The 13539-nt window shown below is 59.4% G+C and carries 17 protein-coding genes; 3 read left to right on the plus strand and 14 right to left on the minus strand.

Annotation, left to right across the window (positions count from 1 at the left end; translation table 11 throughout):
• The 14 genes from ACZ25G_RS01395 to ACZ25G_RS01460 all read right to left on the minus strand — a co-directional run.
• Positions 1-279, minus strand: a 279-nt coding sequence (locus ACZ25G_RS01395) for a hypothetical protein (RefSeq protein ID WP_463681284.1), incomplete at its 3' end; no start/stop codon positions are given.
• Positions 266-574: a hypothetical protein gene (locus ACZ25G_RS01400; RefSeq protein ID WP_463681285.1), complete on the minus strand. Its 309-nt coding sequence runs from the start codon at positions 572-574 to the stop codon at positions 266-268. The genes ACZ25G_RS01395 and ACZ25G_RS01400, both read right to left, overlap by 14 nt.
• On the minus strand, positions 574-954 hold the full coding sequence (locus ACZ25G_RS01405) for a hypothetical protein (protein ID WP_463681286.1): 381 nt from the start codon (positions 952-954) through the stop codon (positions 574-576). Before ACZ25G_RS01405 ends, ACZ25G_RS01400 begins: the two co-directional genes overlap by 1 nt.
• 10 nt (positions 955-964) lie before the next feature.
• Positions 965-2032, minus strand: coding sequence for a phage tail sheath subtilisin-like domain-containing protein (locus tag ACZ25G_RS01410; protein ID WP_463681287.1), 1068 nt, complete (start codon positions 2030-2032; stop codon positions 965-967).
• Positions 2029-2526 carry a hypothetical protein gene (locus ACZ25G_RS01415; protein WP_342681273.1) on the minus strand — a complete coding sequence of 166 codons (498 nt, stop codon included), beginning with the start codon at positions 2524-2526 and terminating at the stop codon, positions 2029-2031. The genes ACZ25G_RS01410 and ACZ25G_RS01415 overlap by 4 nt, the downstream gene beginning before the upstream one ends.
• Positions 2527-2847, minus strand: a complete 321-nt coding sequence (locus tag ACZ25G_RS01420) for a hypothetical protein (RefSeq protein ID WP_342681274.1) — start codon at positions 2845-2847, stop codon at positions 2527-2529.
• A 9-nt stretch (positions 2848-2856) separates the two neighbouring features.
• Positions 2857-3219 (minus strand): hypothetical protein, encoded by a 363-nt coding sequence (locus ACZ25G_RS01425; protein ID WP_191509376.1) that lies wholly within the window; start codon positions 3217-3219, stop codon positions 2857-2859.
• Positions 3220-3318: 99 nt separating this feature from the next.
• Complete coding sequence (locus ACZ25G_RS01430) at positions 3319-4332, minus strand: phage major capsid protein (RefSeq protein WP_463681288.1); 1014 nt, start codon at positions 4330-4332, stop codon at positions 3319-3321.
• A gap of 33 nt (positions 4333-4365) precedes the next feature.
• Positions 4366-4701, minus strand: coding sequence for a hypothetical protein (locus tag ACZ25G_RS01435; protein WP_463681289.1), 336 nt, complete (start codon positions 4699-4701; stop codon positions 4366-4368).
• Between the two features lie 12 nt (positions 4702-4713).
• The gene (locus ACZ25G_RS01440) at positions 4714-5682 is read right to left on the minus strand and encodes a hypothetical protein (RefSeq protein WP_463681290.1); all 969 of its coding nucleotides are present in this window, start codon (positions 5680-5682) and stop codon (positions 4714-4716) included.
• A gap of 13 nt (positions 5683-5695) precedes the next feature.
• The gene (locus ACZ25G_RS01445; protein ID WP_463681291.1) at positions 5696-6844 is read right to left on the minus strand and encodes a phage portal protein; all 1149 of its coding nucleotides are present in this window, start codon (positions 6842-6844) and stop codon (positions 5696-5698) included.
• A gap of 34 nt (positions 6845-6878) precedes the next feature.
• On the minus strand, positions 6879-8132 hold the full coding sequence (locus ACZ25G_RS01450) for a PBSX family phage terminase large subunit (RefSeq protein ID WP_463681295.1): 1254 nt from the start codon (positions 8130-8132) through the stop codon (positions 6879-6881).
• A gap of 14 nt (positions 8133-8146) precedes the next feature.
• On the minus strand, positions 8147-8455 hold the full coding sequence (locus ACZ25G_RS01455; RefSeq protein ID WP_463681292.1) for a hypothetical protein: 309 nt from the start codon (positions 8453-8455) through the stop codon (positions 8147-8149).
• 165 nt (positions 8456-8620) lie between these two features.
• Positions 8621-9526: an LCP family glycopolymer transferase gene (locus ACZ25G_RS01460; RefSeq protein ID WP_463681293.1), complete on the minus strand. Its 906-nt coding sequence runs from the start codon at positions 9524-9526 to the stop codon at positions 8621-8623.
• A 384-nt stretch (positions 9527-9910) separates the two neighbouring features.
• On the opposite strand from ACZ25G_RS01460, the gene ACZ25G_RS01465 reads away from it, so the two are divergent.
• The 3 genes from ACZ25G_RS01465 to argC all read left to right on the plus strand — a co-directional run.
• Complete coding sequence (locus ACZ25G_RS01465; protein ID WP_191509369.1) at positions 9911-11134, plus strand: argininosuccinate synthase; 1224 nt, start codon at positions 9911-9913, stop codon at positions 11132-11134.
• Between the two features lie 99 nt (positions 11135-11233).
• A complete protein-coding gene (gene argH / locus ACZ25G_RS01470; RefSeq protein ID WP_191509368.1) occupies positions 11234-12604 on the plus strand; it encodes an argininosuccinate lyase in 1371 nt (456 codons plus the stop codon).
• Positions 12605-12639: 35 nt separating this feature from the next.
• Positions 12640-13539, plus strand: a 900-nt coding sequence (gene argC / locus ACZ25G_RS01475; RefSeq protein ID WP_463681294.1) for an N-acetyl-gamma-glutamyl-phosphate reductase, incomplete at its 3' end; no start/stop codon positions are given.

Consider the following 13539-nt stretch of genomic DNA (forward strand, 5'->3'; position numbering starts at 1 on the left):
GTCCAGCATAATTTCGTCGGAGATTTCCTCCGCCAGACCCCGCCGGTCCGGGATCATGCGGGATACCGGCGAAGCGGAGATGGTGAGAGGCGGCGGCTCCTGGATGGAAACCTCCATCCTCCCCTCCGCCTTTTTGAGGGAAAAATCCGCCGGAGCCCGGTTTGGCAGCCCCCTTTCCCGGGGAGGATGAGAAGCCTTCTCCGCCGCCGGATCCAGCAGCCTTTCCGGGCTTTTGGGGGAGGGGGCCGCCATGGAGATAAGCCGCTCAAAGTAGGACATGCTCCCCCTCCTTTCCCTCCGCCATCAGGGAGAGATAGGCCCTCTCCACCTGGCAGATTTCCTCGACGCTGAGGCTTCGCAGGGCAGAAAGGGGGCTGTGAAAGACCCGGCGCCCCTGCCGGTAGAGACAGAGGGCGGCGATGCATCCCCCGTCGCAAAGGCGGGAAAGGTCCTCCGGCCAGATTTTTTCCAGGGCTTTGGCGGATTTTTGGGCGAAAGCCGCCCCCCGCACCGCGTCATAGGCGCTGATGGGCCTGATCTCATAGGGGTTCCCCCTGAGTGTGATTTCTTCCATTACACTTCCATCCTTTTGGAGGCCAGGATAGCCACCGACTCCAGCACCACATCCCCTACCGAGGAGCCCTCCACAATGTCGGACCACTCGCAGCCGGAGAAGATGATCCGCTTGTCCGGCTTGGCGATGACCACATTAAAGTCAGAAAGGGTGTAAAAATCGATGCCGTCGGAAAGGGCCGTGTCGGTGACATAGACCCGGCTGAGCTCGATGAGATAGCGGTTGCGGCCCCCTACGGTGCCCACCGGTTCCTCCTGGCCAAAGCTTTCGATATAGCGGCTCTCCTTGGAGGCCTTGACCTTGTAGGACTGGGCCACGGCCAAACGCTTGCCGTTGATCTCGATGGAGATATCCCGGCTGGTGGGAAAAGAAACAATCATAACTCCCCTCCTAAATGGTAATGTAGGCCGCCACATGGATCCGGTCCATGGCGCCGGAAACCTTGAAGGAAAGCTCCACCTGGCAGACGCCGGGATCGCTTTCCGATTTGAAGACCTGAGGCGGCCCGTAGTCATCCAGAATGCCGTTTTGACAGAGGGTGGCAAGCTCCAAAGCCACCTGGCTACGGATGGACTCCCGGGTGGCCAGATTGTTCTTGGCCCCCTTCATCCGGATTTTCAGCATCTGCCGCAGGCGGATCATGACATAGTCGATGGTCATGATGACGCCCATGGAGTGCCAGGTCCGGTCGGGGACCCCGTCGGTGGTGGTGCGGGTGGAGACGGGCTTTACACACTCCACCGCCCCACCCACCGTTTCAAAGGGGGTGACGCCGCCGGCCAGCAGCCGCTGGATGTCGGCTTCGGAGAGTTCCTCCGCTAGGCCGGCGATACCGGTCATGGCGCTGCCTGAAAGGTTGGCCGAGGGGTCGGCGGCGGTGGCGTATAATCCCGCCATGGCGCAGGCGGTGAAGAAGGGGCTGGATTGTTCCCCCGCCACCCCTGCCCCGGCGCAGACCATCATCCGTTCGCTGTTCAGGGCGGCGGCCAGGGTCAAGGCTGTGTCCGGCTGGGGGGCCGGGCAGATGGCCACCCGCTCCCTCTGGGCGGCGCTGTCCGCGGCGATTTGATCCCTCAGGGCTGTGAGCACCGTTTGGGAGGTGCTGTCGCAGACGATGATCCGGGGCGCGGATTTTTGACAGAGGGCGGCGATGGCGGCCTTGTAGTCGTCATCCTCCGCCCCCTCTGCCGGAACGGCGGCCACCGTCAGGCTGGTGACGCCGTTTTCAAAGAGGATACCCGCCCCGGCAAGGAGGCCGCCGCTCCCCTTTCCGAAGGTATCCTCCATCCCTCCCATGGTGGAGATTTCATAGGCCGTCCCGTCGTTATTCTGGGCGGCCGGCCCGATAAGGCCCACCGGCAGGGCGTTTTCATTGCCCTGGTAGAGGGACCACACCACATAGCTGGATGTCACCCCCGGCCGCTCATTTGCGGTCTGGGATGTTGGAGAAACACTCATAGTTCCTTCCTCCTCAGGATGATTTGGGTCAGGGCGGCTTCCTCCTCCCCCTGACAGGCCAGGGCGGAAAGCCGGGCATAGCAGGGCAGGGTGAAGCCGTCGTTCTGGGCGGTGGAGGACATCTCCCCGCACCACATCTTTTCCATGTCCGGCAGCTGGCCGGTGAGGATGTCGCAGAGGGTGCAGAAATAGGAGTGGCAGTCCTCTTCCCACCCTTTGGGCAGGTAGATGTCAAAGCGAAACTCCACTTCCAGGCGTTTTCCGAAAAGCTCCGCCCCCTCCTTCTGGGCGCCTACAAAGCCGCCCAGAGCGCCGGCTCCCATCTGGATGGAGGAAAGCCCCACGCAGATGCAGGGGCGTCTCAGGGGATAGGCCCGCCCCTTGGGGGGGAACTCACAGAGGATGTCCGTCTGGGGAATCCCCGCCTGGGCAATGAGATCCCGGACCTCTTCTTTGAGCCGGTAGAGACGGTCGAAAGCGGCGATGACAGCCATCTAGCTCACCTCCACTGGGGCGAGGATGGCCCGGGTATATAAGGGCGCGTCCTCAAAGAGGACCGTCATGCTGGATCGCACCACAAACTGACGGCCCCCGCAGGAAAGCAGGCTGTCCACCGGCAGCTCCCGCTGGGGGTCCCCCATATAGAGATACTCCTCCAAAGGGCTCTGCCCGGCGGGGATAAAGTCCCCCCGTTCCCGGTGGCCCATGGTAGTCTTAAAAGCGGGGAGGAGCACCCCTTTGAAGGTGTGCCCTTCCACCTCCATCTGGGTGCCGTAGTGGGAGAGAAACCACCGAAATTGTCTTTGTATCTTCATAGGGCCCTCCTAACAGCTCATCCAGACCCCGCCCTGGGGGTGCTGGAGCAGATCCCGGCAGAGGCCCCACATCTCTTCCCAGATTTTCTGGGAAGCGGCGGAACCCGAGGCGGCGTTTTCTACCTTCACATCCCCCACCGACATGCTGCGCAGATCGCTGGAGCCGGAAAGCCCCCCGTCGTAGGCCCGCAGGGCCAGGGCAGCCGCCACCAGGGAAAGCCGTTCTTTATTTTTCTGGAGATCGACGCCGGGACGCAGGGACTGTTCCACCGATTCCTTGGCCCAGCGGCAGAGGGGGAGCCACTGCATGGCGTCGCTGACAGAGAGCCCCGCAAAGAGGGCGAAGTTTTCTACGATTTTACCGATTTCCAAAGGACATCTCCTTTCTCATGAGGACCTGGCTCCCGCGCCGGCGGGCGGCGGGAGGGTTCCCGCCGCGGAAAAAGGCGCGGATTTTTATCCCTGCATGGGCTAGGAACCCTTTTTGACGGTCATGACCCTGACCGCGTCGGGGAAGAGCTTGCCAAAGCCCACAATGGCGGTGATAGCAGCCCGGTCCAGCTGGCGGTCCATGACCTTGTCGTAGTCGATCTGCACCTGAGAAGCGCAGACCATTTCCAGGGCATAGCGGCGGTCAAAGGCAATGATGGTGTCCTCGGGAACACAGCTGGTCTTATAGAGCATGGCGCCCATGGGGGTGCGCAGCATACCGGTGGCATTAAAGAGATCCCCGGCGCCGGTGTCCTTAAACTCGTCCAGCACCAAAAGCTTTGCCATGACGTCGGGGGAGACCAGCAGGGTGTTCATCTGATATTCCTCAAATTCCTTCCAAAGGTTCACCAGGTCGGTGTAGGTGACCGTATCCGCCGCGGTTTCCAGCGTCTTGGCGGGATTTTTGTTGCCGTCGCCGTCCATCAGCACACCGATGGCGTCGGCAAGCTGGGCCCTTGCCATGGTGGAACCCATCTGGCGCAGGGCGATGGTGAATAGATCCAGCTTCTGATGGCGGACCGCCTCATAGGAGGAAACCAGCATCCGGCCCCGCTTGACCAGCCGGATGAGGTTGTCCTTTAGCTTTAAGACGGTCTGGGGGATCTGGGCGCCCTCCCCCACCTCCTTGGCGGAATTGCCCTCGTTTTCCGAGGTGACGCCCCGGTAGTCCATGGTGTCGATGACCGTCTTGGTGGCCACAATGGAGGAGAGGATATTCCCCTCGTCCATGCCCTGGCGCACCGCCCGGACAATGTACTCCGGGAAGAGGGCGGCCCCGGCGGGATCGGCGAAGAACTTGTCCACCGTGTCCGAGTTTTCCCCGGACACCTTGATGTCAAACCGCTTGAGCTGACGCTGATAGGCGTCTAGGGAGCCGAGCTCGGTGCCCTGGTAATGGGCGGTAGGGTCCATCTCCTCCAAAATCCGGGAAAAGCTTTTGGAGGCGGCGGCATACATGGAGCGGTCCAGAGGGATATTTTCATAGGTCTGCATGGATTGGCACTCTCCTTTCGCTGAATGGGCGGACTACAGAATGACGTCCAGGATGTTATTTTGGGCGGCGACCACCAGCACCTGGCGGCCTCCCTCAGCGGCGGCTTTGACCTTGCCGCCGGTGTCAGCCTCTAGGGAGGCGATTCCAACGGTGACAGAGCCGGACGCGGTCATCTGGGCGTGGCCGGCCACAATGACGGTGGCAAGGCCATGGCGGATACTCTGGCAAACCCCGGCGATGTCGTCGCCGGCGTCTGCCTTTTTCACCTGGCCGTTGCCGCTCATGGCGACCACGTCGCCGGAGGCCAGCGTCCCGCTTACGGTGAAGGTGGCGGCAGTCTGGCCGATTCCCTTAAAAGATACTGTCATGGTGCATTCCTCCTAAATTTTAAATTCCCCGTTGGGGGAGGGTTGGCTGGGGTTTCGTTCCGGGGCAAGCTGGGGAGCCGAGCCGCCGGAAAGGCGCGTTTCGAAGGATTTTTCAAAGGCCTTGAGTTCCTCTAGGTCCATCTTCTCCACCAGGGAGGAAAAGGCGGCGGCCTCCCCCGCCTCTTCGCAGACAAGGGCCAGGGAGCGCACCCGTTTTTTGAGATCCTCTAGGTATTGCCTGCCCAGCTTGGCCCCTGCCTTTAGCTGGTCAAGATAGTCCCCCAGCGCTCCCGACTGCTCGGGGGAGAGGGTGACCTCCCGGCCGAAAGACAGGCTTTTGAGAAGATGCTCCAGGCAGTTTCCCGCCTCTTGGCGGTAGCCCTTGGTGACGCCGGCCCTGCGCTGGGCGGGAACGGCCACAAAGGACCACTCATAGGCGTCGGTGGGGCCTGCCAGGATGTGGTAGCACAGCTTCCCGTCGTAGGTCTTCCCCTTCCGGTGGGCGCAGGGGGATTTTTTGGCGTCGGCGCCGCAGATGGAGCAGATGCTTTTCTCCACACTGCACCCGATGCTGACCTCCTTCTTGATGCCGGCGTCGATGTCCAGGATGAGAGGCTCGTTCTGCTGGGAGCGGACGATGTAGGCGCTGGCTTTGAGATAGTGGTAGGCCGTGCCGTCTGAACAGACCCGGCTGGGATCCTCCATCACCCGGCAGTCAAAGATCCGGGCGGTCTGATTCTGGCTTTTGGGGTTGTGGTCAAAGATGCCGGTTTTGCCCAGAAACAGCTGGGCCAGCTTTTCCAGCCCCGCCCGGTCAAAGCGCTCGTAATCCCGGTCGATGTCGTTGTCACAGAGGATCACCGAAAAGACATAGACCTCCTCCGGGGAGAGAGGCCGCAGGCTGTAGGCGCTGATCTTCTCCATCACATCCTCGCTGATGTTCCCCTTTGGGGATGGGGTAGAATTTTTGCTTTTTTCCATAGATTCACCTCCTTTAACGGGCCTGGCCCGTCAGATTTTTCGCCTGGGCGTCATAGAGCTTGGCCCGGGCGGCTTCCACCTGGTCCTGGAGGTTGATTTCCTCCCAGGTGATCTCCGGCTCCTCCCGGATGCCCCGGGACAAAAGCCAGATGCCGGCAATCCTGCGGATGACGCCGTTTAAGAGCATCCGGTAGGAGTCCAGCTCGCTGGTCAGGATGTCCGCCTGCTGGGCACTCATCCGCTCGGTGGTGGACCACTGCAGCCCCAGCAGGAAGGGAGGGATCCCCAGCTTTGCCACGATCTGTTCGGCCATCTGCCGGGCGGGCACCTGGATGTCCAGAATCTGGTTGTCTGCGCCGATGACCTTGATGTCCACATCCCCCACGCAGACAAAGTCCCTGACCTTCCCGTCGCTTTGGCTTAGGGCATTGCGCCACTGGGCGGCGATGTTTTCCGCCATCTCCTGGGCATAGGCCCGGTCCATGGCCCCCTCGCCAGGACGGTAGGTTACGGCAAAGCGGACATTGCCCACCCGCTCGAAGTTCTGGCGGGTGGCCTCATAGATTTTGAGCAGCACCGAGGAGACAAAGGGCAGGCTGGCGAGGAGGGAGCGGCCCACCACCTGCCCCGGCTTGGGAGACAAGGGGGTAAAGAGGACCAGCTGCGGATAGGGCACCGGGCGCAGGTCAAAACCGCCATGCCGGGAGAAGATGCGCCTTTCCATGGGGCTGTCCCCAGGGCGCACCTCGATGTCGGAAAGGGCGGCGTTATAAAGGCCGGTGATCTCTCCCCGCTTGTGGTCGAAGATCACCTCCCCCGCCGCGTTGCCGTAGCACAGAAGACTGTCCAGGTACCGGGAGAGGAATTCTGTAATGCCCTCGCCCCCGCCTGCCACCGGCACCTGCCGCAAAAAGCGGGAAAGTTCCTTCTCCGCTTTTTTGTCCGACAGGGTCAGGGAGATTTCCCCCATGGTCAGCCGGACAATTTTGCACAGGGCCGCGTCGATGATGGGGACCGACTGGCGCAGCCGGTCATAGAGCTGGCACTGGTGTTCCAGCCCCATGAGCCCCTGCCCCTCCCAGAAAAGCCCTGGCGCCGGAGCGGTTTGCACCGCCTGGGCCGCGGCCGGAGGGACGGGCCGCCGTTTCAAAGGGAAACGCAAATGACCACCTCCAAAATTCATGTGAAATGGATGCTCAAGGCCGTTCCGCGGCCAGGGCGAAGAAGCCCTGGGAGGGCCGCTCCACCGCGTACATGACAAAATAGCGGATATCGTCCATGGCGTGGTCAAAGGCCTTGACCACCTGGTCTTTCTTTCCGCTTTCGTCCCACCGGTAGAGGGAAAACTCCCGGATGGCGTCCCTGCAGCCCTCCCCGATGAGGATTTTCCCCTGCTCCAGGGCCGCCGTCACCGCCCGGATGCCGGGCAGCACCCCGTTGTCCGCCGGGATGGGGCGGAAGCGTCCATGGGTTTTGATGGTTTCCATCAGGCTTTTGGCCGACGGGTCCAGGACGATCTCCTCCACAGAAAGCCCGCCGCAGAGGGCTTCGATGGCCCGGTAGTGTTCCTCGTCGGTGCGGTAGGGGGCGTTTTGGGCCTTGGCGTCATAGTAGTACTCCCGCATCCGGTACCAGACCCCGGCGGAGAGACCCCACAGCCCGGCGGAGCAGGGGTTGACAATGCCGTAGTCGCAGGAGAGCAGGTACCGTTCAAACCGGCCCGGCAGCCGGGAAGCCACATGGGCCGAGGGGGAGAACATGGGATACACCGCCCCGGTGACAGCGCTCCACCGGCCCAGGACAAACCGCTCATAAAAGGCGCCGGAATAGAGTTTTTGGTACCGCCGGATGATCTCCGGGGTCAGGGATGGGTTATCCTCCATGGTGAAATGCAGGTACAAAGCCCGCTTCTCCCGCCGCTTTTTGATCCACTGGGTGTAAAACCAGTGGCCCGGATGCTCGGGATTGCAGTTAAACCAGAATTTGGAACCGCTGACCGAGCACCGGGCCAGGGCCTGCTCCACAAAGGAGCGGGGCAGCAGCGCCACCTCGTCAAACAGCGCCCCCGACAGGGTGACGCCCTGGATCCGGGCGGCGGCGCCCTCATCGCCTCCCCCAAAGAGATAGAAGCGGTTCTGCCTGCCTCCGTGGGAGAGGGTCAGCTCATTTTTGGAAAGGGCCAGGTGGACAGAAAAGCCCAGAGCCTTCAGGGTGGGCAGCAGGGGGGTTAAAAGGTTCCTCCGGATGCACCCCAATGTTTTCCCGCACAGGGCAAAAGCGCTTTTGTCAAAGCCCAGCATGGCCCAGACGAAGAAGGAAAGGCCCATGGACAGGGTCTTTCCCGACCGGACGGCACCGTCGCAGATGATGGCGTCATAGTCCCGGTAAGGGCTGGCCTCAGTCCACCACCGCAGCACAGCCTTCTGCTTTTGTGAAAAGGATGTCACCATGGCTTTCACCCCGGTCAAAGGCCGTCCGGCGATGGACTGCCGGGATCGTCCTCCCGGATGCCGCCGCTGTCCTGGGTCAGGGCCGCCAAAATCTGCCGGCCCTCCTGGAGTTCCTCCCGCCGCTGCTGAAGAGCGTCTAGGCATTTGAGGGCTTCCAGCCGGTCGTAGAATTTGATCTCCATCCCCTCTTTGTTGGTTTTGATCTCTTTGATATGGAATAGGTCCAGCCCCTCAATGGGGATCGGCTGGTCAAGGGGCTGGGTCACCAGCTTGACGCTGTCGTTGACCGGCCCCATGGCCAGCTTCTGCAGTCCCTCTTCCACCGTTTTGGGCCGGCTGCGTTTTGCCGGCGTCCTGTTATATCCAGCCAGAATGAAGCCTCCTTTCCTTGTGCTTACGATCTTCCCGCCAAAAGAAAAGAGGTTGCACCCAAAGGCACAACCTCTTAGAAAATTTTCTTTGCATTGTTGTCCGGCATAGCGCAGGGATCACCCCGCCCCCAACATGCCCCGCAAAGTCCGCACCGCCGTGTCGTTGATGATAAAACTGGTCCGGTTGCTGTAATAGCGTCCTCCCAGAGAAACCACCGTCGTCCGGTCGTCTTTGGAAAATAGGCTGCGGAAAAAGCCGGAGCGGCTGACAAACTCCTGAGCGGAAAGATTGGTGGAAAAACATTCCAGCAGGTTCTGGAAGAGAGCGTCGGCGTCCTCTAAATAGAGCGGCGCGATACGAAGCTCCACAAACAGCCCCACCATCTGGGCCAAAAAGTCGTTGCGGGCCATCTCCCCCTGGGTGGTGCGCAGGTAGTAGCCCAGATCCACGATTTTCTGCCCATCCATCAGCTGCTTTCCCTGGGAAAGGGAGACCTTCCTCTCCCCCCGGGTGAAGCTGGACGACTGAGCAATCTCATACTTGACGGTTCCGCACCGGGAGATAAACTCCTCCAGTCCCGCAAGGTCCATGTCCATATAGGCGTCCACCGGGACCTGGAGATGTTCCCCTACAGCGGCGGCGGCCATCTCCCCCCGGCCCTCCTTCCAGATGCCGTCCAAGGTGTCCGTCCCCTGGCTTGTATCCAAAGCGGTTTGATAGGGCAGGGGGATGACCAGGGTCCGGGCGGTGGCGGCGTCAAAGTGGAGAAGGTGATAGGAGGCCAGGGAGTCCTCTGCCGACGGATCCTCGTGGAAGGAGAGAAGGAGGGTCAAATCGTCCTCATCGGAGGGAATGTAGCTGTCCTCCACCTGGGGCTTGGAGATTTCCTCCTGGATAAGGCCGTTTTTCCGCCCCACTATCATGACAACGGCGGTGGCGATGACCGCCAACACCAAAAAGGCGGCGCCAAAGGCCAGAAGAAAGCTTTTGACCTCATGTTTTTTCGGCGTTTTCTGTTGCATACCATCCCCCCTTGGACCTTATGTTACTTAGGATAAACAGATTTTCCCCAATCATACTGCCGGAAGAGCTCGGCAAGGATGTATGAATATACAACATATGCATAAAGCGTGAATATCTGCGCTAGCATTTCCCAAGGAAAAATATGTCGGATTAGATAAAATAGGAACAGAACTACAAGGGAATTGTGGAAATTCACCAGGGAAAAACCCATTTCGTTTTGCAAACTGGTGAAAGCAACAAAATCTCAGATTGACTGAATAAATATGCATAAAACTCTTGTTTTTTCTCTTTACAGGTGTATAATGACAGATAGAAAACGACGGTACACCGTCTGATAAATCAAGCCCGAGGGCTTTTATTTTACAAAGTAAGGGGACATTCACATGGCAAAGTTTAAAAAAGTACTGCTTGCGTATTCCGGAGGACTGGATACCTCCATTATTATTCCCTGGCTCAAAGAGCATTATGACGGCTGCGAGGTTATCGCGATGGCCGCCGATGTAGGCCAGGAGGCGGAGCTGGATGGCCTGGAGGAAAAAGCCATCGCTACCGGCGCTTCCAAACTCTATATTGAAGACCTGCAGAAGGAGTTTGTGGAGGACTATATCTTCCCCACCCTGAAAGCGGGCGCTGTCTATGAAAACAAATATCTGCTGGGCACATCCTTTGCCCGTCCCCTCATCGGCAAACGGCTGGTGGAAATCGCCAAAAAAGAGGGCTGCGACGCCATTGCCCACGGCTGCACCGGCAAGGGCAACGACCAGGTTCGGTTTGAGCTGGCCATCAAGGCTTTCGCCCCCAACATGCCCATCATCGCTCCCTGGAGGACTTGGGAGTTTAAGTCCCGGGATGATGAGATCGATTACGCCATCGCCCACAACATCCCCCTGAAGATCACCAGGGAGACCAACTACTCCAAGGATAAAAACCTGTGGCACCTCTCCCACGAGGGACTGGATCTGGAGGATCCTGCCAACGAGCCGAAATACGACGAGATCCTCGAGATGGGCGTCTCCCCTGAAAAGGCGCCGGATAAGGCCACCTATGTGACCATCCACTTCGAGAAGGGTATCCCCACCGCCATTGATGGGGTGGAGATGGACGGCCCCACCCTGGTCAAGAAGCTCAACAAGCTGGGCGGGGAAAACGGCATCGGCCTGGCCGACATTGTGGAAAACCGTCTGGTGGGCATGAAGTCCCGGGGCGTTTATGAGACCCCCGGCGGCACCATCCTCTACCACGCCCACGAGGTGCTGGAGACCATCTGCCTGGATAAAGAAACCCAGCACTACAAACAGCAGGTAGCCCTGAAATTCGCGGATATCGTATACAACGGCCAGTGGTTCACCCCCCTGCGGGAAGCTCTCTCCGCCTTTGTGGACGCCACCCAGGAGACGGTGACCGGCGATGTGAAGCTGAAACTCTACAAAGGCAACATCATCAACGCCGGCGTCACCAGCCCCTACACCCTCTACTCCGAGGAGTTTGCCAGCTTTGGCGAGGACGACGTTTACGATCAGAACGATTCCGCCGGCTTCATCAACCTGTTCGGCCTGCCCATCAAGGTCAAGGCCCTGTTGGATGAGCAGCGGGAGCAGAACAAATAAGACAGCTACATTTTCAACATTTTACCGGGTTAGGCTGGCATCCGCCGGCCTAACTGTTATTTCACACCGCGGTATGGACTGCGGAAAGGGGAGAAATTCATGAAGCTTTGGGCCGGAAGGTTTAAAAAAGAAGTGGATAGCAAGGTCAATGATTTTAATTCCTCCATCTCCTTTGACAGCCGTATGTATGCCCAGGACATCCGGGGCAGCATCGCCCACGCCACCATGCTGGGGGCCACGGGGATCATCGAGGAAAAGGAAGCTGACGCCATCTGCCGGTGTCTGGAGGAGATTAAGGCGGATATTGACAGCGGTGAGTTGCCTTTTGACCCGGAGGCCGAGGACATCCACATGTTTGTGGAGGCGGAACTGACCCGCCGGCTGGGGGAGACAGGCAAGCGCCTGCATACCGCCCGCAGCCGCAACGACCAGGTGGCCCTAGATCTGCGGATGTACCTGCTGGATCACGCCGGGGAGCTGGAAGCGCTTCTCAAAGAGCTCGTCGGCGTCCTCTGCGACCTGGCCGAGGAGCATAAGGAGACGGTTATGCCCGGCTACACCCATCTGCAGCGGGCCCAGCCCATTACCTTCGGCCACCATCTGATGGCCTATGCCCAGATGTTCCTGCGGGATCTGGACCGGCTGAAAAACTGGAGAAAACTGACAAGCTCCATGCCTTTGGGCTCCGGCGCCCTGGCAGCCACCACCTATCCCATCAACCGGGACATGGTGCGCCGGGCTTTGGGATTTGACAAGATCACCGCCAACAGCCTGGACGGGGTTTCCGACCGGGATTTCTGTATTGAGCTGGCCTCTGATCTTTCCATCATCATGATGCATCTCTCCCGTTTCTCCGAGGAGATTATCCTCTGGTGCTCTTGGGAGTTTAAGTTTATTGAACTGGACGACGCCTATGCCACCGGCTCCTCCATTATGCCCCAGAAAAAGAATCCGGATATCACCGAGCTTGTCCGGGGGAAGACCGGCCGGGTCTACGGGGATCTGATGACCCTGCTGACCATGATGAAGGGGCTGCCTTTGGCTTATAATAAAGACATGCAGGAGGATAAGGAGGCCATCTTCGACGCGCTGGATACGGTGGATCTTTGTCTGACCACCTTTATCCCCATGCTTAGGACCATGACGGTGCTCAAAGAGAATATGCGCCAGGCGGCGGCCAAGGGCTTCATCAACGCCACCGACTGTGCCGATTACCTGGTGAAAAAGGGCATGGCCTTCCGGGATGCTTATAAGATTACCGGCACCCTGGTAGCCCGCTGTATCGACGAGGGCAAGACTCTGGAGACCCTGGAGCTTTCCGCCTACCAAGAGATGTCCGGCCTCTTTGAGGAGGATATCTACACCGCCATCAACCTGGAAAAATGCGCCTTTGACCGAAAGGTGCCCGGAGGTCCGGCGCCTCAGAGCGTGCAAAACCAAATTGACATGACCCGGGAGCTGTTAAAATAGCCTCCGGTATCCATAGAAAGAAGGAAGTGTCCCCCATGATCGACGTAGGAATTATCGGCGCCACCGGCTATGCCGGAGTGGAGCTGATCCGCATCCTCCACGGACATCCCCAGGTCCATATCCAGGCTCTGGGATCGGTGAGCTTCGAGGGCCAGGAGATCGACGACATCTACCCCTCCCTTGCCGGCATCTGTCCTCAGAAGCTGCTGACCACCGACGAGGTCATCGACGCCTGCGAGGTGGTTTTCGCCAGCGTACCCCACGGCGTTTCCGAGGAAATCGGCCGCAAATGCGTAGACCAGGATAAATTGCTCATCGACCTGGGCGCGGATTTCCGCCTCTGTGACCCGGAGGATTATAAAGAGTGGTATAAGCTGGATTATAAAGACCCAGAACTGCACAAGCTGGCGGTTTACTCCATTCCCGAGCTCCATCGGGAGAAGGTAAAAGGCGCCAAGATTATCGGAAACCCAGGCTGCTATCCCACCTCTATCGCCTTGGGCCTTTTCCCCGCCCTGAAAGCTGGGATCATCGACCCGGATACCATTGTCATCGACTCCAAGTCCGGCGTCACCGGGGCGGGCCGGGGCTTGTCCCAGACCAGCCATTACCCCGACTGCAACGAGGCTTTTTCTCCCTATAAGATTGCGTCCCACCGCCATACCCCGGAGATTGAACAGACCATCTCCCAGATTGTGGGCCGGGATGTCTATGTCACCTTTGTCCCCCATCTACTCCCTCTAAACCGGGGCATTGTCTCCACCATCTATGCCAAGATGAAGACGCCACTGTCCCCCAAGGAGCTTCATGAGCTCTACGCCCACACCTATCAGGGGGAGACCTTTGTTCGGGTGATGAAGGAGGGGGCTGTGGCCAACCTGAAAAATGTCCGGGGCTCCAACTACTGTGATATTTCGGTTCACGCGGATCCCCGC

The sequence above is a fragment of the Zongyangia sp. genome (assembly GCF_965361945.1).